The organism is Leucobacter sp., from assembly GCF_053528595.1.
Genome location: NZ_JAIVPF010000093.1, coordinates 1 through 26,544, shown reverse-complemented (window position 1 = coordinate 26,544; position 26,544 = coordinate 1). Strand labels below are relative to the sequence as shown.

Genomic DNA, 26,544 nt, shown 5'->3' with positions numbered 1-26,544 from the left:
GAAGAATCGGCCGCGTTTTCCGCCTCTCGAGGATCTCTCGAGGATCTCTCTAGGCCTCAGGGCTTCAGAGTTTCGAGGCTTCAGGCTTCAGGCTTTTTGGGGTTTGGGGAGGTGAGGACCGGGGGCTTCGCGGCTTCAGAGGCCTTGGCGCCTGGGGGCTCTCGGGCCTTCCGCCCTCGGCCCGGCCCCGGGCCCGGACCGCGGTGCCCCGGGCCGGCCGCGGTGCGCCGCGGCCCGTGATCAGCCCGCCGCGTGGACGACGCCGCCGACGAGCACCGCGATGACGGTGGTCCAGCCGACGATCGCGACCGCCTGCCAGATCAGGATCCGGGCCTTGCCGACTCCGGCGGTCGCGAGCATCGTGGCGGTGAACTGGGTCGGCAGCAGCAGCGGTCCGAGCAGGCTCACGCCGGGCACGCCGTAGCGCTCGAAGGCGCGCTGGAACTTCGCGCGCCGCGCCGAGGAGCGGTCGCTCTCCTCCGCGGGGACGGGAGCGGTCGCTACGGGGCTCCCGGGCGCGGATCCCGCGACCGCGGGCGCCGCCGAGTCCGCGGGGGTGCCCCTGCGGGTCCGGGTGACGACCGCTCGGCGCGCACCCGAGCCGAGCATGACGAGCAGGGCGACGCAGACGAAGTTGCCGACGATCGCGGCCGCGACCGCGAGCACTGGGTGGATGCCGCCGATGATCCCGATCGTCGCCGCGCCCTCCCCCTCGATGAAGGGGACGGCGCCCGCCAGCGCGACGATCAGCGGCTGTACGAGCTCGGGCACGCGCGAGACGAGGTCCTGGAAGGTGTCGATGAGATTCATGATCCGCTCCTGTCGGTGAGGGTGTCGGTGAGGGTGTCGGCGAGCATCGGTGGTCGTCGCCGAGGTGTCGGTGCCGGCATCGACGGGGTGTCGACGCCGGTGGGGTACCGGTGCCGGGGGAGCCTGCGAGCGGCGTCTCCCGGCGGGTGGTTCCAGTCCATCGCCTCGGCCGGGAGCCCGGAAGTGCCGTGATGTCACCGCGTTCGGGGCGTTCCGCACGCGGCACGGGTGACATCTGTCATGGGCCTATCGTGGAGGCATGAACGAGCAGCCCGAAGCGACCGCGCCCGTTCCCTCCGCGGCTCCCGCGGCGGCGACCCGGTTCTCGGGCCGCATCGCCGCCACCTGGTGGTACACGGCGAGCGGGGTGATGTTTCTCGAGGGGATGCTCGTGCTCCTCTGGGTGGCGGCCCCCACCGGGCACGGTCTCGCGCGCACGGTGACGATCGCCGCTGCGGGAGCGGTGTGGTGGGCGTCGACCGTGCCGCTGCTCCGGCAGTACCGCCACGCCGACGCCCCCTCCGAAGCGCGCCGGTGGGAGGTGCTGGTGCCGCTGCTGATCGCCGCGGTGTGCGGAGCGGTGATCGGGTGGGCGGCGGGTCTCTGGATCCTCGCGGTGATGCCCCTGGTGCAGTCGGCGCTGCTGCTGCGCTGGCCGCCGGGTCTGCGCGTGCGCGTGACCGCGGCCGCGACCGTGCTGCTCGGCGTGCTGTGGCTGATCGATGCGCAGGGTCCCGCGTCCGTCGATCTCGATGCCCGGGGCGGGTGGCTGCTGGGGTTCTTCTGCCTGTTCATCCCGGTGACGACCGTGCTGTCCCTGTGGTGGTGGGACGTGCTCGTCACGCTCGACCGGGCCCGGGTCTCCGAGGCGAACCTGGGGGCGACGCGGGAGCGCCTGCGGGTGGCCACCGACGTGCACGATCTGCAGGGGCACCACCTCCAGGTGATCGCGCTGCAGCTCGAGCTCGCCGAGCGGCTGCTGGCGAAGCAGGAGCCGGAGGCGGCGCTGGAGCAGCTGCGCGCGGCGCGGAGCAGCGTCGACGAGGCCCGCCAGGGGACGCGCGACCTGGCCATGCGCTTCCGCTCCGTGCCGCTGCGCGACGAGATCGCCAACGCGGTCGATCTGCTGCGCGCGGCGGGGACCGAGGTCGAGGCGGCGGTGGATCCGGAAGCGGATGCCGCTCCGGCGGAGGTGCTGGGGCCCGTCATCAGGGAGACCACGACGAACGCGCTGCGTCACGGGGGCGGCCGGTGGGCCCGTCTCGGGCTCTCCCACTCCGGCCCGCTCTGGCGCTACGAGATCTCGAACCACGTCGCGGGAGAGGAAACGGCGAGCGGTGGATCGGGGCTGGAGGGCGTCGCGCGCCGGGTGGCCGAGGCCGGCGGCGCCGTCGAGGTGCGGCGCGGCAAGCAGGAGTTCATGGTCGTCGTCACGGTGCCGGCGGAACCCGCGGCATCCGCGGGAGCGGATGCTCCCGCGGGAGGGGCGGCGGTGGTGCCGGGCGCTGCGACGACGGGCATGCGTGCGGCCGGTGCGGTGCCGGAAGGGGAACCGCGATGATCCGGGTGCTGCTGGCCGACGACGAGGCGATGATCCGCTCGGCCCTCGCGGCCCTGCTGCGCCTCGAGGACGACATCGAGATCGTCGCGGAGTGTGTCGACGGGGAGGAGGCGGTCGCCGAGGCCGTCCGGCTGCAGCCCGACGTCTGCCTGCTCGACCTCGAGATGCCCGGCATCGACGGGGTGGAGGCGGCCGCCCGCCTGCGCCGCGCCTCCGCGACGCGGTGCGTGGTGGTGACGCGCCACGCCCGCCCCGGCGTGCTGCGCCGCGCCCTCGCGTCGGGGGTCGCGGGGTTCCTCCCCAAGTCCCGCGGCGCCGACGAGGTGGCCGAGGTGATCCGACGCGTGGCGGCGGGAGGCAGGTACGTCGATCCCGAGGTCGCCGCGGACGCCCTGAGCGATGAGCGCTGCCCGCTGACCGACCGCGAGCTCGACGTGCTGCGCGTCGGTCGGCGGGGCGAGACGACCGCGCAGATCGCGCGCACGCTGTCGCTCGCACCCGGCACCGTGCGCAACCACGTCTCGGCGGTGCTGGGCAAGCTCGGCCTGGAGAGCCGGCAGCAGGCGGTGCTGATGGCCGAGGAGCGCGGCTGGATCTGAGACCCGCGGATCCGGGGGTTCCCGGCATCGGGATCCCCAGCCGGGACGCGGATCCCGAGTCGACCCGGGAGCTGCGCGCCGGCGCAGCTCGATCGAGGGGTGCGTCTCTCGGCGCAACCTCTACGGCAGCCGCGCGCTCCCGTCTCGCTCCACCACGAGCCCGTCGGCGACGAGCGAGTCGTAGGCCCGCCTGGGCTGCTCGGGATCGCGCACGCCGCCGTCGGCCGCCGCCTCGAGCGCGCGAGCGACGGGCACGGCGGACTCGGAGCGGCGCAGCAGCGCCATGATCCGGCCCCGCACCTGCCGGTCGCTTCCCTCGAACCTCGCCTGCTTGGGTCGCTTCTCGGGGGCGTTGTCGGGGTAGCCGGCACCGCGCCACTCGCACCAGTCGGCGATCGGGCAGTCGCCGCAGCGCGGAGCGCGGGCGGTGCACACGACCGCGCCGAGCTCCATCGCCGCGGCGTTGAAGACGGCGGCCTCGGCCCGATCCTCGGGCAGCAGCGCCTCCATGTCGTCGAGATCGGCGGGGGCGGGCATCCCGGCCGCCGCGCGGCCGTGCAGCGCCCGCGCGAGCACGCGCCGGGTGTTGGTGTCGACGACGGGGTGCCGCTCGCCGAACGCGAAGGCCGCGACGGCGCGCGCCGTGTACGGCCCGATGCCGGTCAGCGCCAGCAGCTGCTCCACATCCGACGGCACGAGGTCCCCGTGCCGTTCGGCGATCTCGACCGCGGCCCGGTGCAGCCACAGCGCGCGCCGCGGGTAGCCGAGCCGGTCCCACGCGCGTACCGCCTCGCCCGGCTCCTCCGCCGCGAGAGCCGAGGGCGTCGGCCACCGCTCGATCCAGGCGGTCCAGCGCGGCAGCACCCGGTCGACCTGGGTCTGCTGCAGCATGAACTCGGAGACGAGCACCGCCCAGGGGGTGACCCCGGGGTCGCGCCAGGGCAGATCCCGCGCCGCCCCCGCGTACCACTCGACGAGCGCCCGCCCGATCGCCGCCTTCTCCACCCGTCCAGTCTAGGCAGCGACCGCGACCGGAGCCTGCGAGGCGGATCCCCCGTCGCGGATCGCGGTGCGCAGGGAGAAGAAGAGCACGACGATCGCGGCCGTGATCGACATGTGGCCGAGTCCCGCGATGCCGGCGATCATCTTCGAGGACTCGAGGCCGAGCGCGGTGAGCGAGCCGGAGGCGAGGCTCACGGGCCGGGAGGCCGAGGTGCTGGAGCGGCTCGCCGAGGGATGCTCGAACCGCGAGATCGCGCGGGGACTGTTCCTCTCCGAGGCGACCGTGAAGACGCACGTCGCCCACGTCATCGCCAAGCTCGGAGCCGACAGCCGCAGCCGGGCCGTGGCGATGGCCCGGGAGCGCGGCCTGCTCGAGTGAGGGCGGAGCGCCCGGCGGTAGGCTGGTGAGGTGACGAACGAGCCCTCCACCCTGCCCGCACAGGGCGCGATCCTGCTGATCGACAAGAACGAGGGCTGGACCAGCCACGACGTCGTCGCGAAGGCGCGCCGTGCCCTCGGCACGCGCAAGGTGGGGCACGCCGGCACGCTCGATCCGATGGCGACGGGCCTGCTCGTGCTCGGGGCCGGGCCCGCGACCCGGCTGCTCACGCACCTCGTCGGCCTCGACAAGACCTACACGGCCACGATCAGGCTGGGCATCGCGACCGTCACCGACGATCGCGAGGGCGACGCGGTGCGCACCGCGGATCCGGCCGACGTCGCCGCGCTCGCCGCCGATCCCGCGCGCATCGCCGCGGCCGTCGCCGAGCTGACCGGGGACATCGAGCAGGCCCCCAGCGCGGTCAGCGCGATCAAGGTCGACGGCCGGCGCGCCTACGATCGCGTGCGCGCGGGCGAGCAGGTGGAGCTGCAGAAACGGCCGGTGACGATCCGCGCCTTCGAGATCGGCGAGCCGCGCACGGCGTCGGCGGACGGGACGCCGGTCATCGATGTCGATGCGACGGTGCGGTGCTCGTCGGGCACGTACATCCGGGCGCTGGCGCGGGATCTGGGCGCCGCGCTGGGCGTGGGCGGGCATCTCACGGCGCTGCGACGCACCGAAGTGGGGCCCTTCGGCGTCTCGGGCGCCGCGAGCACGGAGCGGCTCGTCGAGGGCGGACCGCTCCCGCTGCTCGGGCCGGCCGAGGTGGCCGGGGCGCTGTTCCCCGAGCTGCGCGTCACCGCGCAGCAGGCGGTGGATCTCGGTCACGGCAAGCGCCTCGAGCTGGATCCCGAGAGCCACCGGGATGCGCCGCTGGTCGCGGCGATCGCGCCCGACGGGCGGCTGGTCGGGCTGATCGAGGTGCGCGGCGCGCGCACCCGCGTCGTGACGAACTTCCCGACGCCCGACGCGCAGACCGGCGGTGCCGATGAGGCCGGCGGTGCCGGGGCCCGCGATGGAGCCCGGCCCGGCGGAAGCTCCGGGGAGCGCGGAGCGGGCGGGAGCGCGGCATGATCCTCTGGTACGGCGTCGCCGTCATCTCGCTCGCGATCGCCGCCGCTCTCGTGTGCCTGGTGGCCGCCCTGCGCAAGCGGGGACCCGACGACTTCACGATGGGGGCCACGCTGCTCGTCGGGCTCCTGCTGATCGCGCAGGTCGTCATCTCGATCGCCGCGCCCTTCTCCGGGAATCGGGCCACGGGCGATCCGCTCGAGTTCTGGATGTACCTCGTCGTCGCGCTGCTGCTGCCGTTCGGCGCGGGCTTCTGGGCGCTGATCGATCGCACGCGGTGGGCGAATCTGGTGCTCGCGGTGGTGCACTTCGCGGTCGCGGTGATGACCTACCGCATGCTCGTCATCTGGGGCTGAGGAAACCGGGCGCAGCCGGTCGGAGGACGTCCGGGATGCGGCGCGTTCCGGGTGTCTGCCGGCGAGCTGCGCAGGGTGTGCGGTCGAGGCGCCGGCCGGTGCCGGAGCGTTCGCGGGCACGGCCGGAAGTCGGACCGCAATCTCGGTACGACCCGGGCGCGGCGGACGGAATCGAGCACAATCGCGACACGCCAGCGTGTCTTCGAACCTCAAGCCCCCATTGAGGGTTTAAGATTTCCAGCTTGACTTGAACGAATCACAACGGTGTAATTGTGTGAGTATCGTCGCGCAGCCCGCGTGATCCCGGACCAGAGGAAGGAGCGATCGTTGAGCGATTCGCCGCACACCCCGGTTCCGGGCAACTGGTTCGTCGATCCGGTGTTCCTCGGAGTCCCCGGCGTACGCAAGGATGATGACGAGGCGCTTGCCTGGCAGACCGATGCCCTCTGCGCGCAGACCGATCCCGAGGCGTTCTTCCCCGAGAAGGGCGGCTCGACCCGCGAGGCGAAGCGGATCTGCGAGAGCTGCGAGGTGCGTTCGGAGTGCCTCGAGTACGCGCTCGAGAACGACGAGCGCTTCGGCATCTGGGGCGGGCTCTCCGAGCGCGAGCGCCGCAAGCTGCGCAAAGAGGCGATGTAGCCGATCCTCGCCCCACCGGTTGCGCGAGGCGCAGCCGGGTCCAAACTCTGTCCTCGATGTCGACTGCGTCCGATCGGCGGGCGGAGTCGCGGGGTGAGCGAGCGGAGCGAGTCGGAACCCGGATCCCGCGATCTCGGCTCCGCCCGCGCCTCGCAGCGATCGTCCGGCGGGGCGGATCCGGGCCGCTTTTGCACCTCGCCGGGCATGGCTCCAGGCCTCGCGCATCCCGCGCGCCTAGACTGAGCGCCATATGCGCACGAGAGTAACCGCCATCCTGGTCGCCCAGCGGGGCGGCGAGTGGCTCGACCAGACCATCGCCGGCATCGCCGCGCAGACCGTCGCACCGGCGGCCGTCATCGCGGTGAACAACGGCGGCTCCGAGCGGCTCGGGGAGCAGCTGATGGTCAGCGGCGCGGAGCGCGTCGTGGGCGTCCCCGGGCGGCTCTCGTACGGCCAGGCGGTGGCGCGCGGCGTCGAAGCCGCGGTGGCGCCGGCCGGTCGGGCCGACGGGGCGGCCGCGAGCGCCGAGCCGGGCGGTGAGGCCGCGCCGCCGGAACCCGGCGGGCCCGCGGGCCCGGCCGTCGACGAGGAGATCGAGGAGTGGCTGTGGCTGCTCAGCGAGGACTCGTGCCCCGAGCCCGAGGCGCTCGAGCACATCGTCAGCAGCGTGCAGCGAGCGCCCTCCGTGGTCGTCGCCGGCCCGAAGCTGGTCGACTGGGATCGACCCGAGCACATCATCGAGCTGGGGCAGAGCCTGACCCGGTACGGTTCGCGCTGGACCCTGCGCCGGCAGGAGCTCGACCAGCAGCAGTACGACCACCTGCAGGACGTGCTGGGCGTCGGCCCGGTCGGCATGCTCGTGCGCCGGGACGTCTGGGAGCGCCTGGGCGGCTTCGATCCCGCGCTGCCCGTCTACGACGACGGCCTCGACTTCTGCGTGCGGGCGCGCCTCGCCGGGTACCGGGTCGAGGTGGCGCCGGCCTCGCGCGTGCGATTCGCCCAGAGCGGTGTCGCGGGTCCGAGGATCGACCGCCGCCGCTCGGTGATGCGCGCGGCCCACCGCCAGGCCCGCACCTCCCACCTGCACCGGCGCATCGCCTACGCGCCCGCGTTCGTCGCGTTCTTCGAGTGGCTCGGACTGCCGGTCTACGCGGTGCTGCGCGTGCTGTGGGCGCTGATCCGCGAACAGCCCGGCTACATGCTGGGGGAGTTCGTGTCGGCGTTCGCCGTCTTCTTCCGGCCGCACGCCATCATCGCGTCGCGGCGCCGCATCCGCAAGCAGTCCACCCTCGGCTGGGCGGCGATCCGGCAGTTGCGCGTGGACCCCAAGAGCGTGCGCACCGCCCGCATGATCGACCGGGAGGCGATCCTCGCCTCCACCGGCAGGCAGCGGCGCGAGCTGCACTTCATCTCCTCGGGAGGCCTCGCCGTGCTCGTCGCGGCCGTGGCGGCGGCGGTCGCGCTCACCTGGTGGGCCCTGCCCCAGACGAGCCTCTTCGGCGGCGGTCTGGCCCCGCTCAACCCCATCGACCAGCTGTGGTGGAACACCCGCACGCTCGACGGGGTGCCGGCCGACCCGTTCACCTGGGTGCTCGCGCTGCTGGGCACCCTCACCTTCTGGAACCCGTCGCACGCGGTCGTGCTGCTCATGGTCGCGGCGATCCCACTCACGGCGCTCGGCGGCTGGATCTGGGCCGCCCAGCTCACCGAGTCGAAGGCCGGCCGTGCGCTGCTCGGCCTCGGCTTCGCCCTGAGCCCCGTGCTGCTCGGCTCGCTGCAGGGCGGGCACCTGCCCACGCTCGTGCTGACCGTCGTGCTGCCCTGGCTGCTGCTGGCCGCCACCCGCTGCCGGGAGTCGTGGAGCTGGGCCGGCACCGCCTCGCTGCTCGCGGCCGTGGCGCTCGCGGCCGCGCCGATCCTCATCCCCGCGGCGCTCGTGCTGCTGGTGGCGGGCCTCTTCACCACGCTGCGCGGGGTGGCCCGCGTGCTCACGACCGCGCTCGTGCCGCTCGTGCTCTTCGCCCCCAAGATCGTGACGAGCCTCGTCGACGGCCGCCCGCTCGACCTGCTGCTCGATCCCGGCGTGGTCACGCCCTTCGAATCCGGCACCACCTGGCACCTGCTGCTCGGCTTCCCCGAGTTCGGGCTGGAGGGCTGGGCCGGGATCCTCGACGTCATCGGCCTCGGCGGCCCCCCGGCGACGCTGCTGGTCGGCGTGCTCATGCTGCCCATCGCGCTCCTCGCCCTGCTGGGCCTCTTCACCGGACGCGTGGCGGTGTCGCTGTTCCACGCGCTCCTCGGCGGACTCGGCATGGCGACCGCGATCGCCGCGGGCCAGCTGCACCTCACCGTGAAGGGCGATGAGACCGTCGCGCTGTGGACCGGGTCCGGCCTCGCCGTGTACTGGCTCGCCGTGCTCGGCCTCGCCGCCGTCGGCGCCGATACACTGCGCCGGGCGGCGGCTCCCGTCGTCGGCGTCGCGCTGGTCGGGGCCCTCGTCGCAGTGGTGCCGGTGGGCTCGCAGCTGCTGCTCGACCAGGTGCCGTTCCAGCCGAGCAGCGCGCAGATGCCTGCGCTCGTGCAGGCGGCCGGCGAGACGGACCCCGGGGTGCGCACCCTCGTGCTCACGCCCGAGGCCTCGCACAGCGTGCGGGCCGAACTGATCACGGGTGCGGGGCTGCGGCTCGACGCGATCCGCACGGCGCTCGCGGCTCCGGAGGAGACGCCCGAGGACCGGCGGCTCGCCGAGCTCGTTGGCGGACTGGCCAGCGTCGGGGGCGAGGACATGCGGGCCGACCTGCGCGAGGAGAGCATCGGCTTCGTGCTGCTGCAGCAGGGCGGCAGCGATCAGGAGCGCGCCGAGCTGCAGCGCGTCTTCGACCAGCACTCGGCGCTGGCGAGCGCGGGGCTCACCGAGCAGGGGCTGCTGTGGCGGGTGGTGGATCCGGAGACCGAGAGCGAAGCGCAGGGCGACGCCGCGACCCGGCTCGGCGGCACCTCGCTCAGCGGGCACACGATCTGGACGATCCAGCTCGTCGTGCTGCTGGGGGTGCTGCTGCTCGCCCTGCCGACCGGCGAAGTGGCCTGGCGGCCCGAGAAGCGCAAACGGCCGAAGCGGCGGGAGGCGAAGTGATGGGCGATCGTTCCCGGATGCTGCGGGGCGGCGCGCGAGCCGCGACCGGCCTCGTCGTGGTCGTCGCCTGCGCGGCGGCGCTGGCGCTGCTCGGCACCGTCACGCTCCCCGAGGTGACGCGCGATCCGCTCGCCATCACCGTCGACACGACGCAGAACGCGTCGCGCAGCCTCGTCTGCGCGGGCTCGTTCGCCGAGCTCGGCGCCGACACGAGCCGCCCGGGGGTCGCGATCCCGACCGGCACCCCGGCGGTGGCCGTCGCGGGAGCGGCCGCGGGCGGCGCCGAGCTGACGCGGTCGGAGGGCGGCGCCGGCCTGCCCGGCGTCTTCTCGGCGCCCCTCTCGGATCCGCTCGCCGCCGCGCAGATCCAGGCCGTCGACACCGAGAACCTGCAGGGCGTCGTCGCGAGCGCCTGCGCCGATCCGCTGAACGAGCAGTGGCTGCTGGGCGGCGCGACGACGACGGGCATCTCGACGACGCTGAGCCTCGGCAACCCCGGCTCCGTGCCCGCGACCGTGCAGATCACCGTCTTCGACGAGAACGGGGCGGTCGACGCCGTGCAGTCGGCCGGCGTGCTCGTCGCCCCGGGCGCGCAGCAGATCGTGTCGCTGAACGGCTATGCGCCGGATCGCGAGCGCATCGCGGTGCGCGTCGAGAGCACGGGGGCCCCGGTCACCGCGAGCCTCGGAGTGGGCCAGGTGGAGGGCATCTCGCCCTTCGCCGCCTCCTCGGTGACCCGCCAGAGCGCGCCCGGGCTGCGGCTCGTGCTGCCGGGCATCGCGAACGTGAGCGATCACGAGCACGGTCCGAGCGACTCCGGCGAGGGCGACGAGTTCCCCGTGGTGGTGCGCGCGTTCGCACCCGGCGGCGAGAGCGGCACGGTGCGGCTGCGCGCGGTGGACCGCACCGGCCGGAGCACCGACGTCGGGCAGATCGAGCTCACGGCCGACGCCGTCGGCGAGGCGCGGGTGGCCCACTGGCCCGGCGGGGCGAACGCGCTCATCGTCGAGGCCGACGTGCCGGTGCTCGCATCCGCGCTCGGCTCGTCGACGGAGAGCGAGCAGCACGACTACGAGTGGTTCGTGCCCGCTCCCGAGATCGCCGTGGGGGAGCCGGTGGCGGCGCCGCTGGTCTCCGGCGGCCGCCTCGTACTGGTGAACCCCGGGGCCGAGGACGCCGAGGTGGAGATCGCGCGCGCCGACGGCGCGGGCCGCACGAGCACGGCGAGGATCCCGGCCGGCGCCGCGGTCGTGGTGCGCGCGCCCGGCGCCGCGGTGCTCACGAGCTCGGCCCCCCTGCACGCGGGGGTGCGCTATCTGGGCGAGGGGACCATCGCCGGATACCCGGTGCTCGCTCCGGATCCGCGCGACGGCGAGCTCACGGTCTATACGCGGTAGGGGCGGGCCCGCGCGCCGAGCGACCCGCTCGCGCCGGGTCGGAACCCGGCGGCGCGGGCGCTACTAGACTGAGGCGCATGTTCGGTCGTGAGCGCAGGTCCCGTCGCGCGGTGCGCGTGCAGCGGCGGCACGGCCGCCGCCCGGTGCGCTCCTCGCTCACGGGGCCGAGCCTGCCCGATCCGCGCAGCCGCTTCACCCGCTTCGAGACCGACGCCCGCGCGGCCGTCGAGCTGCTGCAGTCGTATCTCCCCGACGAGCTGCGAGGTGTGCGCTTCGGGTTCCAGACCGCGCCGGCCGGCCAGCAGGCGAGCCGGTTCCCGCTGCTGTACGCGGTGGACCGGGAGGCGCGCACCATCATGCTCTACCGCATGCCGATCCAGCGCGCCCGCGGGCTGCACGTCGACGACGACGAGCACCGGCGCTACTTCATCGAGCACTGCGTCTACCAGGCGGTGTGCGAGTATCTCGGACGCGAGCCCTGGGAGCTGCTGCCGGGCCGCTTCGACCACTACTGACGGCGCTCCGGGAGAGCGAGCGCGGCTTCACGGCTTTGCGGCCATAATGGGATTCATGAGCGCGCGCATCTTGGTGGTTGACGACGACAGGGCACTGGCGGAGATGCTCGGCATGGTGCTCCAGGGCGAGGGCTTCGTCACCGAGAGCTCGGCCGATGGCACCGAGGCGATCGAGAAGTTCCGCGAGATGCGCCCGGATCTCGTGCTGCTCGATGTGATGCTGCCCGGCCTCGACGGCATCGAGGTGTGCGAGCTGATCCGGGCGGAGTCCGGCGTGCCGATCATCATGCTCACCGCGCGCACCGACACGCGCGACGTGGTGCGCGGACTCGAGGCAGGCGCCGACGACTACGTCGTCAAGCCGTTCAACCCGGCCGAGCTGATCGCGCGGATCCGAGCCCGGCTGCGCGAGCCGCAGCAGGACGCCGCGGAGACCCTGCGCATCGGCGACCTCACGATCGACGTCTCGGCCCACGAGGTGCGGCGCGGATCGCAGCCCATCCCGCTGACCCCGCTGGAGTTCGACCTGCTCGCGATCCTCGCCCGCAAGCCGCAGCAGGTGTTCACGCGCGAGGTGCTGCTCGAGAAGGTGTGGGGCTACCAGTACAAGGCGGATACGCGGCTCGTGAACGTGCACGTGCAGCGCCTGCGCGCCAAGATCGAGCAGGATCCCGACCACCCCACCATCGTCACGACGGTGCGCGGCGTGGGGTATCGCGCCGGCGCCCCCGTCGAGTAGGCGGTGGTGCGCATGCGCGGCCGGTCCCGCTTCACCGCGGCGCTGCGCCGGCTCCGCGTGCGCTGGATCAAGCTGACCCAGCCGGTGCTCGGACCGTTCCGCGCGCGCTGGGCGCGTTCGCTCATGGTGCGCACCATGAGCATCACCGGCCTCGTGACGGGCTTCGTGATCCTCGTCGCCGGCGTGTTCATCCTGACCAGCATCAGCGACGACCTCTACTCGTCCCGGAGGGACCAGGCGCTGCAGGACTCGGCGCGCGCGACGCTCGCGGCGCAGCGGATGATCGACGCCTCGGAGGCCACGGACCGCGGTGCGCTGACCTCGCTGGCCGCCTCAGTGCGGCGCACGGTGCAGGACACCTCGGCGAGCCAGATGGTGTACCTGCGACGCCAGCCCGGGCAGTCCCCGTTCCCGGAGGCCCCGCCCTCCTCGAACACGAACCCGATGCTCCCCGACGCCGTCAGCTCCGAGCTCTCGAACGCGGTGGCGACGGGCACGCAGCACTGGCAGCCGGTCACCTTCGTCGCCGAGGACGACACCCCGGCGCCCGGCATCGTGGTCGGATCCACCCTCGCCTTCCCGGCCGGCGCCGGCACCTACGAGCTCTTCATCGGCTACAACCTCGCCGACACGCAGGACACGCTGAGCTTCGTGCAGCGCACCCTGCTCATCGCGGCGGCGGCGATGATGGCGTTCATCGGCATCCTCGTGTGGATCATGTCGCGCATCGTCTTCCGGCCGATCCGGGCGGCGGCCGACACGAGCCGCCGGTTGGCCGCCGGCGAGAGCGACGCCCGCATGCCGCGCCAGAACGACGAGCACTTCGACGTGCTCTCCGAGGGGTTCAACGACATGGCGGACACGCTGCAGGCCCGCATCCGGGAGCTCGACCAGCTCTCGGAGATGCAGCAGCGCTTCGTGTCGGACGTCTCGCACGAGCTGCGCACCCCGCTCACCACGATCCGGCTCGCGAGCGAGGTGCTGCAGGGGTCGTCCGGCGGCCTCGAGCCGGGACAGCAGCGCGCCGTCGAGGTGCTCGGCGCCCAGGTCGAGCGCTTCGAGTCGCTGCTCGAGGACCTGCTCGAGATCTCCCGATACGACGCGGGCCGCGTGACGCTCGACACCGAGGCGACGAATCTCGTCACGCTCGCGCACGAGGTGGTGGACGGCCTGCAGCCGCTCTCGAAGGGTGTCATCGAGGTGCGGGCGCTCGGCGGCTACACCCCCATCGACGTCGACGCCCGCCGCATCCGCCGCATCGTGTCGAACCTCGTGGGCAACGCCATCGAGCACGGCGAGGGCCGCCCCATCGTCGTCTCCATCGACTCCAACGCCTCGGCCGTCGCGATCGCGGTGCGCGACTGGGGCATCGGCATGAGCGCGAGCGACGTCGAGCACGTCTTCGACCGTTTCTGGCGGGCGGATCCCTCGCGCAAGCGGACGCTCGGCGGCACCGGCCTCGGGCTCGCCATCGCCCAGGAGGACGCCGCGGTGCACGGCGGCATCCTGGAGGCGTGGTCGCAGCTGGGCGGCGGTTCGAACTTCAGGCTCACGCTGCCGCGCGGCGACAGCGTCAACGACTTCATGTCGCCGCTGCCGCTCGTGCCCGAGGACGTGGCCGAGGCCGGGGATCCGCAGGCCACCGGCGGGTGGCTGCGGCGGCCCTGGCGCCGCATCCGGAAGGAGAGGCGAGGAGGATGACGATGCCGAATCCGCTGAACGGGCGGGGGGCGCCGACCGGTGCGGGACGCCGGCGGGCTCGATCCCGGACCGCCGCCGCGCGGACGGGGTCGCGGCTCGCGGCACTCGCCGCCGCGGTGCTGCTCGCGGGGTGCACCGCCATCCCGAGCAGCGGCCCCGTCGAGGTGGGGCTCACCGACCTCAGCCAGGCCGAGCAGGTCGTGCAGTACAACCCGGTGGGGCCGGTCGCGGGCGCCAGCCAGGAGGACCTGGTGCAGGGCTTCGTGATCGCGGCGAGCTCTCCCCGGGACGACTACGCGGTGGCGCGCGAGTTCCTCACCGCCGACTACGCCGCGCAGTGGGATCCCTACTACGGCGTGCTCATCGCCGACGGCAGCCGCCCCTACCGCCAGGACGGCGAGGCGGCCGGCGTACTGTCGCTCGCCGCGGTCGCCAAGGTGGACGCGCAGGGCGTCATGCTGCCCGTGCAGCCGGGGCCGAGCACCGAGATGCGCTTCGAGTTCGAGCGGGTGGGCGAGGACTGGCGCATCTCATCGGCCCCCGCGGGGATCATCCTCGAGAGCAGCATGTTCGGCACGCTCTGGTCGCAGCAGCAGCTCTACTTCGTGGGGCCGGGCAACGTGCTCGTGCCCGAGACGCGGTGGTACCTGGCACGATCGGCCCTCGTCACCGAGCTCGTCGGCGCGCTGCTGGAGGGTCCGGGCGAACGTGTGCGCGAGGTGGTCCACAGCGGGTTCCCGGCGGGCACCGCGCTGGTGACGAACTCGGTGCAGGTGACCGACGGCGTCGCGCGGATCGACCTGACCGGTGCGATGCTCGAGGCCGGGCCGACCGCGATGGCCGAGGTGCGCGAGCAGGTGAAGGCGACGCTGCAGTCGGTGCGGGGGGTGACCGGTTTCGAGTTGTTCGTCGACGGCACCCCGCTGCGCGAGACCCCCGACGGCGACGCCGGAGCCCCGCGGCAGGTCAATCAGTTCTCGGATCCCGTGGTGCTGATCGACGGGGAGCTCGGCACCATCGTGTCGGGCGAGTTCCGTGCGCTGGAGGGCTTCGCGCAGACGGTCGCCGACTACGACCCCGAGGCGGTGACGCTCTCGCCGGGCGAGCAGGCCGTCGCCCTGCTGAACGACGACGGCGTGGTGCTCGTGAGCGACGACGGGGCGCTGCTCGTCGACGACCGGCGGGATCTGCTCGCGCCCGCGTTCGACTTCCTCGGCTACGTCTGGACGGTGCAGTCGTCCGACGCGAGGACGCTGCGCGTCACGGCGCCCGACGGCGCCTCCGCCTCGATCCCGGCGCCGTGGCTGGCGGGCCGCGAGCCGGTGGCGGTGCGCGTGTCGCCGGACGGCGCGCGGGTCGCGGCGCTCGTGCCGAGCGACGACGGCAGCCAGGTGCTCGTCGCCGGGGTGCTGCGTGACGAGAACGGCGTGCCCGTCGCCACGACGGAGGAGGCCGACGTGCAGCTGTGGGCCACCGGCGACCCGGTCGACCTGGACTGGATGGGGCAGCTGCGGTTCGCGACCCTCACGGGCCTCGGCGCCGCGAGCAAGGTGACGATCGGCGGCGTGGGGCAGTTCTCGACGGAGCAGGGCTCGGTACCGGGCGGCTGGCAGGTGAGCGGCGGCGGCGGGCGCACGCAGCTGCGGGTGCTCGGCGAGGGCGAGGATCTCTTCGCGCCGCAGGCCAGCGGCTGGCAGCGCTCGGAGAACGACATCTCGCTGCTGGCGAAGCGGGGATAGGGGCGCGGCCCGGCCCGTCCTGGGGCCGCGCCCCGACTCCGTCGTCCCGCGGCCCCGAAGGGGATCGCAGGATCCATCTGCACCCGGGTGGCCGCGACTCCGCGCGGAGGCCTTCCCCGCTGGCGCATCGCTGCTCCGCCCACAGGCGCGGGGTCCGCTCGCCGTGGGTGGAGTTCTCCACGGATCCGTGGATCCCGTCCGGAGCCCGCGTCGTCCGGCGCGATCATGGCGGTATGGATCTCGCACTGCTGCTCCGGGAGCTCCGGCTCGACCTGCTCGCGCTGGTGTGGCCGACCGCGTGCGTCTGCTGCGGGCAGCCCGACCGCGACTGCTGCCTGCCGTGCCTGGTCGAGCTGCAGCGCCCCGCGCCCCTGCTGCACCCCTCGCTCGGGGTGCCCTGCGCGGTGCGCGGAGTCTACGACGGACCGCTGCGGGCGCTGCTCGTGGCGCTCAAGCACGAGGGGCGCACGGGCTTCGCCCGCGAACTCGGGCCGCAGCTGCGGCGCCCGCTCCTCGCGGCGCTGAGTCTCTGCACGGGTCCGGCGCCGCCCGTGATCGTCGCCGCGCCCTCGCGGCGGGCACGAGTGCGCCAGCGGGGCTACCGGCACCTCGACCTGCTGCTGGGCGCCGCGATGCGCGCAGACCGTGCGCCGAGCGGCGGTGCGCACGGGACGGGGCGTCGGGGCGGGCGCGAGTCCGGGCGCCCGCGCCGCATCGCCGCACTGCGGGTCGACGCGCTGCGCACCACGCGCGGGCGGCGCAGCCAGGTGGGGCTCGGGCCGGCGGACCGGGCTCGGAACGCCGCTCGGATCGCGGTGCGCCGCTCGGCGAGGGCGGTGCTGCGCGGGCGGGAGGTGATCCTCGTCGACGACGTGATCACGACCGGAGCGACCGTGCTCGCGGCCCGGAACGCGCTCGAGGAGGCCGGTGCGCGGGTCGTCGCGGTCGTCGCGCTGTGCGTCGCCGAGCGCCGTGACACGCGCGGCGGCAGGATTGAGGGGACTCGGGTGGAAACGGCATCGCCGGGTGGAGTAGAGTTCCGGAAAGGCGTAACGGTGCGCCATACTGGTCCACCCGCCTGAGGCACCTGGGAGGTCACCATGGACGTGAACATCCGCGGCATGAACGTCGGGATCACCGACCGCTTCGAGAGCTATGTCGAATCGAAGACGGAGAAGGTGGCGGGCCTGCTGCCCAGGGCCCAGGCGTTCGAGGTCAAGGTCTCCAGGCAGAGCGATCGCAGCCCCAAGCACGGGGATCTGGTCGAGATCACGCTCATCGGACCGGGACCGGTGATCCGGGCGGAGTCCGCCGGCGGCGACAAGTACTCGGCGTTCGACATCGCCTACGGGCGGGTGCTCGAGCGCATCCGCCGGGTCAAGGACCGCAAGAAGGACCGCCGCGGCCGCGGCCGCACCTCGCTCGCCGATGCGGCGTCGCACGACTTCGACATGGTCGACGTCACCCCCGCGCCGCTCGAGGTGCTGGAGTCGGTGGCGACCGGGAGCATCCCCGTCACCAGCGGGGACTCGAGCGATGAGCAGTACACGCCCGTCGTGATCCGCAGCAAGGAGTTCCCCGCGGAGCGCCTCTCGGTCGAGGACGCGGTGGACCAGATGGAGCTGGTGGGACACGACTTCTTCCTGTTCATCGAGATCGAGTCCGGTCGCCCCAGCGTCGTCTACCGCCGCAAGGGATGGAACTACGGGGTGATCTCCCTCACGGAGGAGTGACCCGCATCTTCACGGGCGGTCCCGCTGCGGTGCGCGGCGGGGCCGCCCGTTCGCGTGTCCGCCGCCCGGGGCCTCCGGGCCCCCGCGCCGATCCCCGGCGCCGATCCGATCCCCCTCGCCGTACTGCTCCTTCGCGATGCGCAGATTCGCCCAGGTCTCGATCGACGAGATCTCCCCGTGACGGCGCAGCCGGTCGACGAGATCGAGCAGCTCGTCCGGGTTGCCGGCGGAGAGCGTCGCGATGAGGTCGTAGTCGCCGATGGTGACGGCGAGGAACTCGGGGTCGAGCGTTCGCACGTGCGCGATCGCGTCCTCGAGGCGCCCCCGCGCCCGGATCCCGACCCCCAGCGAGGGGATCTCGGAGCGGCTGCCGCGCACGGGGATGCCCACGACCTTCACCGCCCCGTGGCGCGTCAGCCGCTCGAGCCGCAGTCGCGCGCCGCTCGGCGAGATGCCCGCCGCGTCGCCGAGCTCCCTGAAGGAGGCCCGGCCGTCCTCCCGCAACCGCTGCACGATGCTGCGATCGGCGTCGTCGATCTCGAAACCGGTGCGACCCGTGCGCAGCGGGGAGTAGAGGTTGACCTCGATGCTCTCGTAGAGGTGGGTGCGCACCTCCCGCACGCCCGGAAGCCCGCGGATCGCGTCGACGGTCTCGCGCAGGTGCGGATCCCGTCCGACGCGGATCTCGGCGTCGATCGCGTACGCCCCGCTGATGTCCGCCACGAAGGTCGTCTCCGGCATCGCGGTCAGCGCCTCGCGGATCGGGCGGATGGGGCCGTCCGTGCTCAGCTGCAGGTAGGCGAAGCGCTCGAGACCGAGCAGATCAGGGCTGATCGAGACGGTCAGCCGCAGCTCGCCCTGCTCGATCGCGCGCTGCACGACGTGCGTGACCTGCCGTCGCGTGACGCCGAGACGGGAGGCGATGCGGGAGTAGCTCTCGCGCCCGTTGCTCCGCAGCGCATCCAGGATCCGCGGCCTGATCTCCGCGGAATCGTCGTGCTGATCCATCGCTCTCCCTCCGGAACTCCTCGGTGCCCTGCCGACAATTATGCATGAATGCATGCCGTATCCATGGGGTCTGATCGTGAATAGGCGTCGGCGTGTTCATATGCGCATAAACCCCGCTTTTGAAGTGAATAATTGCTTTGCGACCGGATGGGCGTCGACCTAAGCTGTCTCCAGATTCCGCACGGGTGGAACGGATGCACGAGGAGGTTTGTCCGAAGATGAGTACTCAGACTCGGCTCGAGGAGGAACTCGAGCGACGACTGGCGGAGATCGAGACCGCGGAGGCCTCGGACCCGGCGCACGCAGCGCTGAGCGGTCGCAGCCTGGCGGTGTTCCTCGCGGTCGTCGCGGGGATCTCGGTCATCGCCTGGATCGGAGCACTGCTGTGACCGGGCCGGAGCGCGAGCTCACCGAGACGCAGGCCCTCCGCGTCGAGCAGGCCGTCGCCGCAGAGGCCACCTACGGTTCCCTGCCGCTCCTGAAGCACGAGCGCGTCTGGGGCGCGGGCGACTTCAGCTGGGTCACGATCAGCCTCGCGATCGCCACGTGGGCGTTCCTCACGGGCGGTGCGACGGTGCTGCTCGTCGGCTTCGTCGAGGGCATCGCCGCGATGCTCATCGGCAACAGCATCGGCCTCGCGATCATGGCTCTCGGCAGCGTCGTGCTGAGCCAGCGGCTCGGGGTGGAGCAGTACCGGGCTCTGAAGTCCGTGTTCGGCGTGGTGGGCGTCGGCATCATCGTCTTCACCGTCGTGCTGCTCGTCGAGATGGGGTGGACGTCGCTGCTGGGCGTGATGTTCGGGCGGGCCTTCACCGAGATCTCCAACCAGGCCTTCGGCACCGGGCTCGACTCCTTCGGACCGCTCGTGACCGTGTTCGCGCTCGCCGCCATCGTCGCGGGCTGGGTCGTGCTCTCGCGCGGACCCGTGACGATCAGCCGGCTCAACCGCTTCGTCGCGCCGGGCCTCATCGTGATCGTGGTGCTGATGATGGTGCTGCTCATGTCGCAGCACTCGTGGGCCGATCTGCTGGAGGCGCCGGCGATGGCGCCGTTCGAGAACGAGCAGCTCAACTTCATGATGGCGGTGGAGTTCAACCTCGGCGCGGGGCTGTCATGGTGGCCGGTGATGGGCACGCTGTCGCGGCTCACCCGCCGCCCGAAGGCGGCGCTGTGGCCGGCCTACGGCGGCATCTTCCTGGGGACCGTGGTGGCGCAGATCGTCGGCATGGCGGCGGCGCTCATGATCGGCGAGGCGGATCCGACGGCGTGGATGGTGCCGCTCGGCGGCCCGATCCTCGGCGTGCTCACCCTGCTCTTCGTGGGTTTCGCGAACGTGACCAGCATGGCCTCCATCGCCTACTCGACCGTGCTGGCGCTCAAGCAGTCGAGCGGCGGGGCGCTCGCGCGGCTGCGCTGGCCGGTGCTGTGCGCCGCGTTCCTCGTGCTGCCCGCGGTGCTGAGCTTCTTCCCGGCCTTCATGTACGAGAAGTTCATGACCTTCGTCGTGGTCTCGGGCGCGTTCATCGCGGCCATCTGCGGCGTGATCATCGCGGACTACTTCATCTCGCGCCGCCAGCGCCTGCCGCTGCGGGCGCTCTACGCCTCAGGTGCGGGGGATCCGCTGCGCTTCACCGGCGGTGTCAACCTCGCGGCCCTCGTCTCGGTGGCCGCGGCCTCGGTCTTCTACCTCTGGGTCTACAACCCCATCACGCTCGAGACGCAGCCGTTCTTCCAGTACGGCACGGCATCCGTGCCGACCGTCGCGATCGCGATCGTCTGCTATCTCGTGCTCAACCACCTGCTGTACGTGCGCCGCGGCCGCGGTGCGTACCGCGAGCCCGATACCTTCGCGACCGCCGGGAGGAACTGAGGATGTCGGAGTCCATCGAGGTGCGCGCGGCGGTCTTCCGCGGCGACGACGGGAACCGCCTGGGGGTCGAGACGCTGCGCCTCGCCGCCCCGTCGCACGGGGAGGTGCGGGTACGGGTGCACGCCGCGGGCGTCTGCGGATCGGACCGGCACGTGCTCGAGGGGGAGTGGCAGGTGCCGCTGCCCGCGGTGATGGGCCACGAGGCGGCCGGTGTGGTGGACGCCGTCGGGCCCGGCGTGCGCGGTCTCGGGATCGGGGATCACGTGATCATCGCCTGGCACCAGGCCTGCCAGCGCTGCGGCGAGTGCGCGGGCGGCAAGCCGTGGGCGTGCCTGCACGCCCGATCCAACGACTCGCTGCTGCCCGACGGCACGACCCGGTGGCGCGACGGCGCGGACGAGCCCGCGTACCCCTATCTCGCGGTCGGAGCGATGAGCGAGGCCGTCGTGGTCCCCGAGTTCGCCGCGATCCGCATCGATCCGGAGGTGCCCTTCGCGGTCGCCAGCCTGATCGGGTGCTCGGTCGGCACGGGATACGGCGCGGTGGCGAACAACGCGCGCGTCGTCGCGGGCGAGTCGGCCGTCGTGGTGGGCGCGGGCGGCGTGGGCCTCTCGATCATCGCCGCGCTGCGGCTGGCGGGTGCGACGCCGATCATCGCGGTCGACGTCTCCGAGGCGCGGCTGGAGGAGGCCGCGCGGGCCGGTGCCACGCACACGCTCCTCGGCGGGCCGGATCTCTCCGAGCGGGTCGCGGCGCTGACCGGCGGCGGCGCGGATGCGGCCTTCGAGGCCATCGGGCGCGTGCAGACGATGGAGCAGCTCCCGTCGCTCATCCGCCCCGGCGGGCGGGCCGTGTTCGTGGGGCTTCCCCCCGAGGGGCGGAAGCTCGAGATCGACGGCCTGCTGCTTGCCTACGAGGGCAAGACGATCATCGGATCGAACTACGGCGGGCTCGTGCCGGCGCGCGACTTCCCTCGGATCGCGCAGGCCTACCTCTCGGGGGCGCTGCCGCTCGACGGGCTCATCAGCGCCAGGGTGCCGCTCGACGAGGTGAACGAGGCGTTCGACGCGATGCGCCGCGGCGAACGCACGCGCAGCGTCATCGTATTCGAGGAGTGACCGCGGAGTGATCGGGGCCGGTGAGCCGCGTCGCGCGCTCGCGGACGCGGCTCACCGGCCGGCGGCATCGAGGATCGCCGCGCCGATGGCCTCGCCGATCACGCGAGCGCCCTCCTCGGTCGGGTGCACGCCGTCGTAGCTCATGCCCTCGGCATAGCGGTCGCCGCTCCGCAGCCCCGCGGCGGCGTCCACCCAGGTCCACTCCTCCCTCGCGGCGAGCCGCTCGAGGTACCCGTTCAGCTCGGCCGTCATTCCGAGGGCGTAGTCGTTCGGCGGAACGGACGACAGTACGACGGAGTCGACGCCGGCCGCCTCCACGATTCGGGCGAGGTGCTCGCCGATCCGCTCGTGGGGAGTTCCGCCGGCGTCGTTCGTGCCCGCGAGGATCACCAGCACGTCCGCGTCGAGCGGCTGCTGCACGGCCTCCGCCATCCGCTCGGTGGTCGCGCCCCACTCCGCCCAGCCGCCGACGAACTCGATCTCCGGGGCGATCGCGTAGCTCACCCACGACTGCGGGCCGGGCACTCCTCCGGCGAGGTCCATGCTGTCCCCGTCGGTGATCGAGTCTCCGACCGCGGCCATGCGGATCGCGCCCGTCCCGGGGTCGGGCAGGGGCGGCGGTTCCGCGCGCGGCGGCATCGCGGCGCAGGCGGTGAGCGCGAGGCACACCGCCGCCGCGGTCGCCAGAGCCGGGCGTCGAGCCATAGCGGCAGCGTAGGCGGGAAGGCGGGAACTTCGCTGAGTGCGCCTCCGAGACGTCGGCGGCGGGAAGCGTCAGGTCGATCCGCTCCAGGCGGCGGGCACGAGCACCCACACGGCCTCGGCGCCCGCCGCTCCGGTGCGCCAGGTGTGCGGCGTGCGACCGGGGAAGGTGACGGTGTCGCCCTCGCCCAGCGTCATCTGCCGGTCGGCGAACACGAGCTCGATCTCACCCGAGACGATGTGCAGCGACTCGACGCTGCAGTTGACCGTGTAGAGCGCGCTGCCGCCGTTCGCGTGCGGCGAGAGCGAGGATCGCAGCACCTGCACGCGATCCTCGGTGCGCGGCGTGACGAGGCGCTCGTCGGCGCCGGTGCCGCCCATGTTGATGCGGGGCGCCTCGGGGAGCGCGACCCGCTGGATGTCCGGCTCGGCGAAGAGGCTGCCGATGGCCAGCGAGAGGGCCTGGCAGATCTGCACGAGCGTCGGCACGCTGGGCATCGTCTCGTCGCGCTCGATGCGGCTCAGGAACCCCTTGGTGAGGCCGGTCGCCCGGGCGAGCTGCTCGAGCGTGAGGCCCTGGGTGAGCCGTGACGAGCGCAGCTGCGCGCCGATCCGCACCGGCTCGTCGCCGGCGGTCGGGTGGACGGGCCGCACGTTCGCCGCCTTTCTTCGCGCGGGGCGCGATGCTCGCTGGTCGCCCCGCGGCGACGTTGACCGCGGCGCGGGATCCAGCTTATAGTGTGTGGAAGTTCACTCATGGAACTCACTTGTTTACTATAAGGCAACTCAGAAAGGATGGGACCGTGACTTCCCACACTCCGCAGGGCCCGGTCGACGCGAGCCTCACGCCTCGCTACGCAGGCATCGCGACGTTCGCCAAGCTGCCCAGGATCGAGGACGTTCCGGCGGCCGACATCGCCGTCGTCGGCGTGCCGTTCGACAGCGGGGTGAGCTTCCGTCCCGGCGCCCGGTTCGGCCCCGCGCACGTGCGCGAGGCCTCGCGCCTGCTGCGCCCCTACAACCCCGCGCAGGACGCGTCGCCGTTCGCGCTGAAGCAGGTCGTCGACGCCGGAGACGTCTCGGCCAACCCCTTCAGCCTCGACGAGGCCGTGAAAGCCGTCGAGGACGCGGCGACCGAACTGGGCGAGAAGGTCGACAAGATCGTCACGATCGGCGGCGATCACACGATCGCCCTGCCGCTGCTGCGCGCCATCAACAAGAAGCACGGCCCCGTCGCGGTGCTGCACTTCGACGCCCACCTCGACACCTGGGACACCTACTTCGGTGCGCCCACCACGCACGGCACCCCGTTCCGCCGCGCCTCCGAGGAGGGGCTCATCGACATGACCGCGTCGATGCACGGCGGCATCCGCGGCCCGCTGTACGGCAAGCAGGATCTCGAGGACGACGCCATGCTCGGCTTCCAGATCGTCACCACCGAGTTCGTGGAGGAGCACGGCGTGCCCGCCGCGCTCGACCGCATCCGCGCCCGCGTCGGCGACAAGCCGCTCTACATCTCGATCGACATCGACGTGCTCGATCCCTCGCACGCCCCCGGCACCGGCACTCCGGAGGCCGGCGGGCTCACGAGCCGCGAGCTGCTGCGGATCCTCCGCGGCCTCGCCGACCTCAACATCGTCGGCGCCGACGTGGTCGAGGTCGCCCCGGCGTACGACCACGCCCAGATCACCGCAGTGGCCGCGAGCCACGTCGTGTACGAGCTGATCACGGCGATGGCCGCGCGCGACTGAGTGCGCCGACGGCGAGTCCCGCACCACGAATCCGAGGAAGTGTTCCTATGCATACCCCGAACGAGGGCGCGGTGCTCGCCGCGGCCGACGCCATCATCGACGCCTTCGCGGCGACCGACACGGAGGCCTACTTCGCGGGCTTCTCCGAAGACGCCGCGTTCGTCTTCCACCCCGAGGCCGCACGCCTGAACTCCCGAGCCGAGTACGAGGCCCTCTGGGCCGGCTGGCTCGCCGACGGCTGGCGGGTGACGTCCTGCGAGTCGAGCGATCGCCTGGTGCAGGCGTTCCCCGGCGGCGCCGTGTTCAGCCACACCGTCGCCACGAGCATCGACTCGGCCGACGGCCCCGACTCCTATGTCGAGCGCGAGAGCATCGTCTTCCGCGCCGACGAGGCGGGCCGCCTCGTCGCGATCCACGAGCACCTCTCGACGGTGCCCGATCCGGTCTCGTCCGATCCGACCGCGCCCGCTCCCGCCGCGCCCGCTGAACAGGAGAACGCATCATGAGCAGTCCCGAGACGATGGCCGTCAACCTCGACGGCCACGACGACTCCGCCGGCCCGGTGCGGGGCACCCAGTCGCTGCTGCGCATCGGCATGATCTGGCTGGCCGCGAACCTCGTCGTGACGACGCTGCTCACCGGCACGCTCTTCACGCCCGCGGTGTCCTTCGGCACCGCCACCACGATGATCGTGCTCGGCACGCTCATCGGCGTGATCGTGCTCGTGCTCATCGGCAACATGGGCACGCGCACGGGCCTGCCCACGATGGCGCTCACGCGCGGCGCGTTCGGGATCCGGGGGAGCCTCATCCCCGCAGCGGCCAACCTCATCATCCTCATGGGGTGGAGCTGGGTGCAGGCGATGCTCGCCGGCGTCACGATCAACTACCTCATCGCCCAGGCCACGGGCTTCTCCAACCCGATGCTCTTCTCCGCGATCTGCCAGGCCATCGTGGTGGTGCTGGCCATCTTCGGCCACACGGGCATCTCCCGGGTCGAGCCCTGGCTCGCGCTGGCGATCCTCGTGGTCATGGGCTTCGTCTTCGCGGCGGCCTTCGGCGCGTTCAGCCCGAGCGAGTTCGCGGCGATCCCCGTCGACGCGTCGCTGGGCGGCACCCCGTTCATCACCCTCGACATGGTCATCGCGACGGCCATCTCGTGGACAGTGCTCTCGGCCGACATGAACCGGCACGCGAAGAGCAGCGCCGCGGGCATCGTCGGCTCGGGGATCGGCTACACGCTGTCGACCTGCATCTCGATGTTCCTCGGCCTGGTCGCCTTCAGCGCCGTGCTGCTGCGGGGCGACGAGGCGGTGCCGTTCGATCCCTCGGTGATCGTGTCGGAGTTCGGCTGGCCGCTCGGCATCGCGATCTTCCTCTCGGTCATGGCGACCAACACCATGGTCGTGTTCGGCATGGTCACCTCGGTGGTCAACGCGCAGTCGAAGTGGCACCTCAAGTTCCTGCCGACGGCGCTCGTGCTCGGCGTGATCTCGGTGATCGGCTCCACCTTCCTCGGGCTGCTGAGCCAGTTCACCGACTTCCTGTTCGTCATCAGCGCCTTCTTCGTGCCGGTGTTCGCGATCATGATCGCCGACTACTACCTGCTGAAGCGCCGCGGCTACTCCCGGCAGATCCTGCACGAGCGCCCCGAGAGCCGGTACTGGTACGCGGGCGGCTTCAACTGGGTGGCCGTCTTCGTGTGGGTCTTCGGGGCCGTGCTCTCCTACGTGCTCGCCTACGTGGCGCCGAGCCCGATCGGGGCGAACATCCCGGCCTTCGCGGTGAGCTTCCTGCTCTACCTCGGGCTGATGGTGCTGATCGGCCGCAGCGGAGCGCTCGGCCTGCGGGATCCGCGCGACGCGGAGCCGGCGGGCCACCTGCTCGACGGCGCCGACGAGACGTCGGCGCTGCGCGTGGGCGGCTGATCGCTCTCCGCTTCGCCGGTCTCCGACCCATCGGGTCGCGCCGCCCCGGATCCTCCTGCGAAGGAGGACCCGGGGCGGCGCTGCTGTTCGGGGAGGCCCTCCCGCCCGCCCCCCCGCTGCCCCGCCACCCGCCCGCCCCCGTCACCCGCCGCCCACCACCCCGCTACCCGTCCGGGCCGAGATCCCGATTCTGGTCGCTTCCGGGAGGAGATAGCGACCAGAATCGGGATCTCGGCCGGGCGTCGGTGAGCAAGGTGCGGCGTGAGAGTGCGGCGGATCGGTCAACGGCCCGGGCAGAGGGGGCGGTCAGCGGGCCGGTCTGTGGGCGCCTGCGGCCCGGTCTGCGGAGCTCGGCGAGGAATACCGACGACGGGGCGCCCGGACTGCGTGCGGCGCGCCCGGGATACGCTGCTTTCGAAGCCGAAAGGCTGATTTCGGGGTACTTCGGGACGGATTGCGGGCAAGCGGCCGCACGGTGTCGAAACGGCGATTCGGCGGAATCATGCGGAGACACGCCCGGGATCCTGCTCTGTGTTGCGGGGCACCCCCGATCCGCGTAATGTATTCCCTTGTCAGCGCGACGGAGCCGGACAGCAGAAGCGGTCCGGTTCTTTTGAATGCGCAGCGAGCACAGGACATGTGCTAAGCTGGACAGGTTGCTGTTCGGAGCTTTCAGGCCGTTGGGTTTGGGGGTGACGGGTGGTGTCTGGTCTTTGAGAACTCAATAGTGTGCACTTGATTGTCATATGCCAATTTATTTAATCCCCGGCATTGATCGCAGTTTTTGTGGT

General features: G+C 72.5%; 26 protein-coding genes. 20 read left to right on the top strand and 6 right to left on the bottom strand.

The genetic code is table 11. The features are described from left to right. Positions 1 to 240: 240 nt before the first annotated feature. Positions 241 to 810: a small multidrug efflux protein gene (locus ACWKZU_RS18455; RefSeq protein ID WP_449283802.1), complete on the bottom strand. Its 570-nt coding sequence runs from the start codon at positions 808 to 810 to the stop codon at positions 241 to 243. Positions 811 to 1,069: 259 nt separating this feature from the next. Between ACWKZU_RS18455 and ACWKZU_RS18450 the strand changes: the two genes are divergently transcribed. Together ACWKZU_RS18450 and ACWKZU_RS18445 are read left to right on the top strand one after the other, a co-directional pair. Continuing rightward, the gene (locus tag ACWKZU_RS18450) at positions 1,070 to 2,371 is read left to right on the top strand and encodes a sensor histidine kinase (protein ID WP_449283801.1); all 1,302 of its coding nucleotides are present in this window, start codon (positions 1,070 to 1,072) and stop codon (positions 2,369 to 2,371) included. After that, on the top strand, positions 2,368 to 2,970 hold the full coding sequence (locus tag ACWKZU_RS18445; protein WP_449283800.1) for a response regulator transcription factor: 603 nt from the start codon (positions 2,368 to 2,370) through the stop codon (positions 2,968 to 2,970). Before ACWKZU_RS18450 ends, ACWKZU_RS18445 begins: the two co-directional genes overlap by 4 nt. A 120-nt stretch (positions 2,971 to 3,090) precedes the next feature. Here the strand turns inward: ACWKZU_RS18445 and ACWKZU_RS18440 are convergent, their stop codons facing one another. Both ACWKZU_RS18440 and ACWKZU_RS18435 read right to left on the bottom strand, forming a co-directional pair. Then, the gene (locus ACWKZU_RS18440; protein ID WP_449283799.1) at positions 3,091 to 3,975 is read right to left on the bottom strand and encodes an A/G-specific adenine glycosylase; all 885 of its coding nucleotides are present in this window, start codon (positions 3,973 to 3,975) and stop codon (positions 3,091 to 3,093) included. A 9-nt stretch (positions 3,976 to 3,984) separates the two neighbouring features. After that, positions 3,985 to 4,116 (bottom strand): hypothetical protein, encoded by a 132-nt coding sequence (locus ACWKZU_RS18435; RefSeq protein ID WP_449283798.1) that lies wholly within the window; start codon positions 4,114 to 4,116, stop codon positions 3,985 to 3,987. On the opposite strand from ACWKZU_RS18435, the gene ACWKZU_RS18430 reads away from it, so the two are divergent. From ACWKZU_RS18430 to hpf, 12 genes are all read left to right on the top strand, one after another. Further along, positions 4,103 to 4,351: a helix-turn-helix domain-containing protein gene (locus tag ACWKZU_RS18430; protein WP_449283797.1), complete on the top strand. Its 249-nt coding sequence runs from the start codon at positions 4,103 to 4,105 to the stop codon at positions 4,349 to 4,351. The genes ACWKZU_RS18435 and ACWKZU_RS18430 overlap by 14 nt on opposite strands. 30 nt (positions 4,352 to 4,381) lie before the next feature. Then, complete coding sequence (gene truB, locus ACWKZU_RS18425; protein WP_449283796.1) at positions 4,382 to 5,428, top strand: tRNA pseudouridine(55) synthase TruB; 1,047 nt, start codon at positions 4,382 to 4,384, stop codon at positions 5,426 to 5,428. Beyond that, a complete protein-coding gene (locus tag ACWKZU_RS18420) occupies positions 5,425 to 5,781 on the top strand; it encodes a hypothetical protein (RefSeq protein WP_449283795.1) in 357 nt (118 codons plus the stop codon). Before truB ends, ACWKZU_RS18420 begins: the two co-directional genes overlap by 4 nt. Positions 5,782 to 6,108: 327 nt before the next feature. Then, a complete protein-coding gene (locus ACWKZU_RS18415; RefSeq protein ID WP_449283794.1) occupies positions 6,109 to 6,420 on the top strand; it encodes a WhiB family transcriptional regulator in 312 nt (103 codons plus the stop codon). A 250-nt stretch (positions 6,421 to 6,670) separates the two neighbouring features. Beyond that, complete coding sequence (locus tag ACWKZU_RS18410) at positions 6,671 to 9,553, top strand: glycosyltransferase (RefSeq protein WP_449283793.1); 2,883 nt, start codon at positions 6,671 to 6,673, stop codon at positions 9,551 to 9,553. Then, complete coding sequence (locus ACWKZU_RS18405; protein ID WP_449283792.1) at positions 9,553 to 10,950, top strand: DUF5719 family protein; 1,398 nt, start codon at positions 9,553 to 9,555, stop codon at positions 10,948 to 10,950. The genes ACWKZU_RS18410 and ACWKZU_RS18405 overlap by 1 nt, the downstream gene beginning before the upstream one ends. A 77-nt stretch (positions 10,951 to 11,027) precedes the next feature. After that, positions 11,028 to 11,465, top strand: coding sequence for a metallopeptidase family protein (locus tag ACWKZU_RS18400; protein ID WP_449283791.1), 438 nt, complete (start codon positions 11,028 to 11,030; stop codon positions 11,463 to 11,465). A gap of 55 nt (positions 11,466 to 11,520) precedes the next feature. Next, positions 11,521 to 12,204, top strand: a complete 684-nt coding sequence (gene mtrA, locus ACWKZU_RS18395; protein ID WP_449283790.1) for an MtrAB system response regulator MtrA — start codon at positions 11,521 to 11,523, stop codon at positions 12,202 to 12,204. A gap of 12 nt (positions 12,205 to 12,216) precedes the next feature. Continuing rightward, complete coding sequence (gene mtrB, locus ACWKZU_RS18390) at positions 12,217 to 13,905, top strand: MtrAB system histidine kinase MtrB (RefSeq protein ID WP_449283789.1); 1,689 nt, start codon at positions 12,217 to 12,219, stop codon at positions 13,903 to 13,905. Positions 13,906 to 13,907: 2 nt separating this feature from the next. Further along, on the top strand, positions 13,908 to 15,644 hold the full coding sequence (locus tag ACWKZU_RS18385) for a GerMN domain-containing protein (RefSeq protein WP_449283788.1): 1,737 nt from the start codon (positions 13,908 to 13,910) through the stop codon (positions 15,642 to 15,644). A 233-nt stretch (positions 15,645 to 15,877) separates the two neighbouring features. After that, positions 15,878 to 16,726 (top strand): ComF family protein, encoded by an 849-nt coding sequence (locus ACWKZU_RS18380; RefSeq protein ID WP_449283787.1) that lies wholly within the window; start codon positions 15,878 to 15,880, stop codon positions 16,724 to 16,726. Positions 16,727 to 16,744: 18 nt separating this feature from the next. Further along, a complete protein-coding gene (hpf, locus tag ACWKZU_RS18375) occupies positions 16,745 to 17,377 on the top strand; it encodes a ribosome hibernation-promoting factor, HPF/YfiA family (RefSeq protein ID WP_449283786.1) in 633 nt (210 codons plus the stop codon). A 9-nt stretch (positions 17,378 to 17,386) separates the two neighbouring features. Here hpf and ACWKZU_RS18370 read toward each other — a convergent pair whose 3' ends face one another. Then, on the bottom strand, positions 17,387 to 18,385 hold the full coding sequence (locus ACWKZU_RS18370) for an Lrp/AsnC family transcriptional regulator (RefSeq protein ID WP_449283785.1): 999 nt from the start codon (positions 18,383 to 18,385) through the stop codon (positions 17,387 to 17,389). 218 nt (positions 18,386 to 18,603) lie between these two features. On the opposite strand from ACWKZU_RS18370, the gene ACWKZU_RS18365 reads away from it, so the two are divergent. Genes ACWKZU_RS18365 through ACWKZU_RS18355 form a run of 3 tightly spaced genes read left to right on the top strand, consistent with a single transcriptional unit; the run spans position 18,604 to position 21,373 of the window. Then, positions 18,604 to 18,774, top strand: coding sequence for a hypothetical protein (locus ACWKZU_RS18365; RefSeq protein ID WP_449283784.1), 171 nt, complete (start codon positions 18,604 to 18,606; stop codon positions 18,772 to 18,774). Then, complete coding sequence (locus ACWKZU_RS18360; RefSeq protein ID WP_449283783.1) at positions 18,771 to 20,255, top strand: purine-cytosine permease family protein; 1,485 nt, start codon at positions 18,771 to 18,773, stop codon at positions 20,253 to 20,255. The genes ACWKZU_RS18365 and ACWKZU_RS18360 overlap by 4 nt, the downstream gene beginning before the upstream one ends. 2 nt (positions 20,256 to 20,257) lie before the next feature. Further along, a complete protein-coding gene (locus ACWKZU_RS18355; RefSeq protein ID WP_449283782.1) occupies positions 20,258 to 21,373 on the top strand; it encodes a zinc-binding dehydrogenase in 1,116 nt (371 codons plus the stop codon). Positions 21,374 to 21,424: 51 nt separating this feature from the next. Here the strand turns inward: ACWKZU_RS18355 and ACWKZU_RS18350 are convergent, their stop codons facing one another. Both ACWKZU_RS18350 and ACWKZU_RS18345 read right to left on the bottom strand, forming a co-directional pair. After that, positions 21,425 to 22,078: an SGNH/GDSL hydrolase family protein gene (locus tag ACWKZU_RS18350; RefSeq protein ID WP_449283781.1), complete on the bottom strand. Its 654-nt coding sequence runs from the start codon at positions 22,076 to 22,078 to the stop codon at positions 21,425 to 21,427. Positions 22,079 to 22,147: 69 nt separating this feature from the next. After that, complete coding sequence (locus ACWKZU_RS18345; protein ID WP_449283780.1) at positions 22,148 to 22,729, bottom strand: helix-turn-helix domain-containing protein; 582 nt, start codon at positions 22,727 to 22,729, stop codon at positions 22,148 to 22,150. A gap of 149 nt (positions 22,730 to 22,878) precedes the next feature. Here ACWKZU_RS18345 and speB point away from each other — a divergent pair, with 149 nt between their 5' ends. From speB to ACWKZU_RS18330, 3 genes are read left to right on the top strand one after another with little or no spacing between them, the layout of a single operon-like run. Beyond that, positions 22,879 to 23,826: an agmatinase gene (gene speB, locus ACWKZU_RS18340; RefSeq protein ID WP_449283779.1), complete on the top strand. Its 948-nt coding sequence runs from the start codon at positions 22,879 to 22,881 to the stop codon at positions 23,824 to 23,826. Between the two features lie 47 nt (positions 23,827 to 23,873). Beyond that, on the top strand, positions 23,874 to 24,332 hold the full coding sequence (locus ACWKZU_RS18335) for a YybH family protein (protein ID WP_449283778.1): 459 nt from the start codon (positions 23,874 to 23,876) through the stop codon (positions 24,330 to 24,332). Then, positions 24,329 to 25,753: a purine-cytosine permease family protein gene (locus ACWKZU_RS18330; protein ID WP_449283777.1), complete on the top strand. Its 1,425-nt coding sequence runs from the start codon at positions 24,329 to 24,331 to the stop codon at positions 25,751 to 25,753. The genes ACWKZU_RS18335 and ACWKZU_RS18330 overlap by 4 nt, the downstream gene beginning before the upstream one ends. Positions 25,754 to 26,544 lie beyond the last annotated feature (791 nt).

What these genes read in the sequence shown, in the direction of transcription:
- ACWKZU_RS18455 (WP_449283802.1), bottom strand. Translation starts at nt 810, where the DNA reads ATGAATCTCATCGACACCTTCCAGGACCTCGTCTCGCGCGTGCCCGAG.
- ACWKZU_RS18450 (WP_449283801.1), top strand. Translation starts at nt 1,070, where the DNA reads ATGAACGAGCAGCCCGAAGCGACCGCGCCCGTTCCCTCCGCGGCTCCC.
- ACWKZU_RS18445 (WP_449283800.1), top strand. Translation starts at nt 2,368, where the DNA reads ATGATCCGGGTGCTGCTGGCCGACGACGAGGCGATGATCCGCTCGGCC.
- ACWKZU_RS18430 (WP_449283797.1), top strand. Translation starts at nt 4,103, where the DNA reads ATGCCGGCGATCATCTTCGAGGACTCGAGGCCGAGCGCGGTGAGCGAG.
- ACWKZU_RS18435 (WP_449283798.1), bottom strand. Translation starts at nt 4,116, where the DNA reads ATGATCGCCGGCATCGCGGGACTCGGCCACATGTCGATCACGGCCGCG.
- ACWKZU_RS18420 (WP_449283795.1), top strand. Translation starts at nt 5,425, where the DNA reads ATGATCCTCTGGTACGGCGTCGCCGTCATCTCGCTCGCGATCGCCGCC.
- ACWKZU_RS18410 (WP_449283793.1), top strand. Translation starts at nt 6,671, where the DNA reads ATGCGCACGAGAGTAACCGCCATCCTGGTCGCCCAGCGGGGCGGCGAG.
- ACWKZU_RS18405 (WP_449283792.1), top strand. Translation starts at nt 9,553, where the DNA reads ATGGGCGATCGTTCCCGGATGCTGCGGGGCGGCGCGCGAGCCGCGACC.
- ACWKZU_RS18400 (WP_449283791.1), top strand. Translation starts at nt 11,028, where the DNA reads ATGTTCGGTCGTGAGCGCAGGTCCCGTCGCGCGGTGCGCGTGCAGCGG.
- mtrA (WP_449283790.1), top strand. Translation starts at nt 11,521, where the DNA reads ATGAGCGCGCGCATCTTGGTGGTTGACGACGACAGGGCACTGGCGGAG.
- mtrB (WP_449283789.1), top strand. Translation starts at nt 12,217, where the DNA reads ATGCGCGGCCGGTCCCGCTTCACCGCGGCGCTGCGCCGGCTCCGCGTG.
- ACWKZU_RS18385 (WP_449283788.1), top strand. Translation starts at nt 13,908, where the DNA reads ATGCCGAATCCGCTGAACGGGCGGGGGGCGCCGACCGGTGCGGGACGC.
- ACWKZU_RS18380 (WP_449283787.1), top strand. Translation starts at nt 15,878, where the DNA reads ATGGATCTCGCACTGCTGCTCCGGGAGCTCCGGCTCGACCTGCTCGCG.
- hpf (WP_449283786.1), top strand. Translation starts at nt 16,745, where the DNA reads ATGGACGTGAACATCCGCGGCATGAACGTCGGGATCACCGACCGCTTC.
- ACWKZU_RS18370 (WP_449283785.1), bottom strand. Translation starts at nt 18,385, where the DNA reads ATGGATCAGCACGACGATTCCGCGGAGATCAGGCCGCGGATCCTGGAT.
- ACWKZU_RS18365 (WP_449283784.1), top strand. Translation starts at nt 18,604, where the DNA reads ATGAGTACTCAGACTCGGCTCGAGGAGGAACTCGAGCGACGACTGGCG.
- ACWKZU_RS18355 (WP_449283782.1), top strand. Translation starts at nt 20,258, where the DNA reads ATGTCGGAGTCCATCGAGGTGCGCGCGGCGGTCTTCCGCGGCGACGAC.
- ACWKZU_RS18350 (WP_449283781.1), bottom strand. Translation starts at nt 22,078, where the DNA reads ATGGCTCGACGCCCGGCTCTGGCGACCGCGGCGGCGGTGTGCCTCGCG.
- ACWKZU_RS18335 (WP_449283778.1), top strand. Translation starts at nt 23,874, where the DNA reads ATGCATACCCCGAACGAGGGCGCGGTGCTCGCCGCGGCCGACGCCATC.
- ACWKZU_RS18330 (WP_449283777.1), top strand. Translation starts at nt 24,329, where the DNA reads ATGAGCAGTCCCGAGACGATGGCCGTCAACCTCGACGGCCACGACGAC.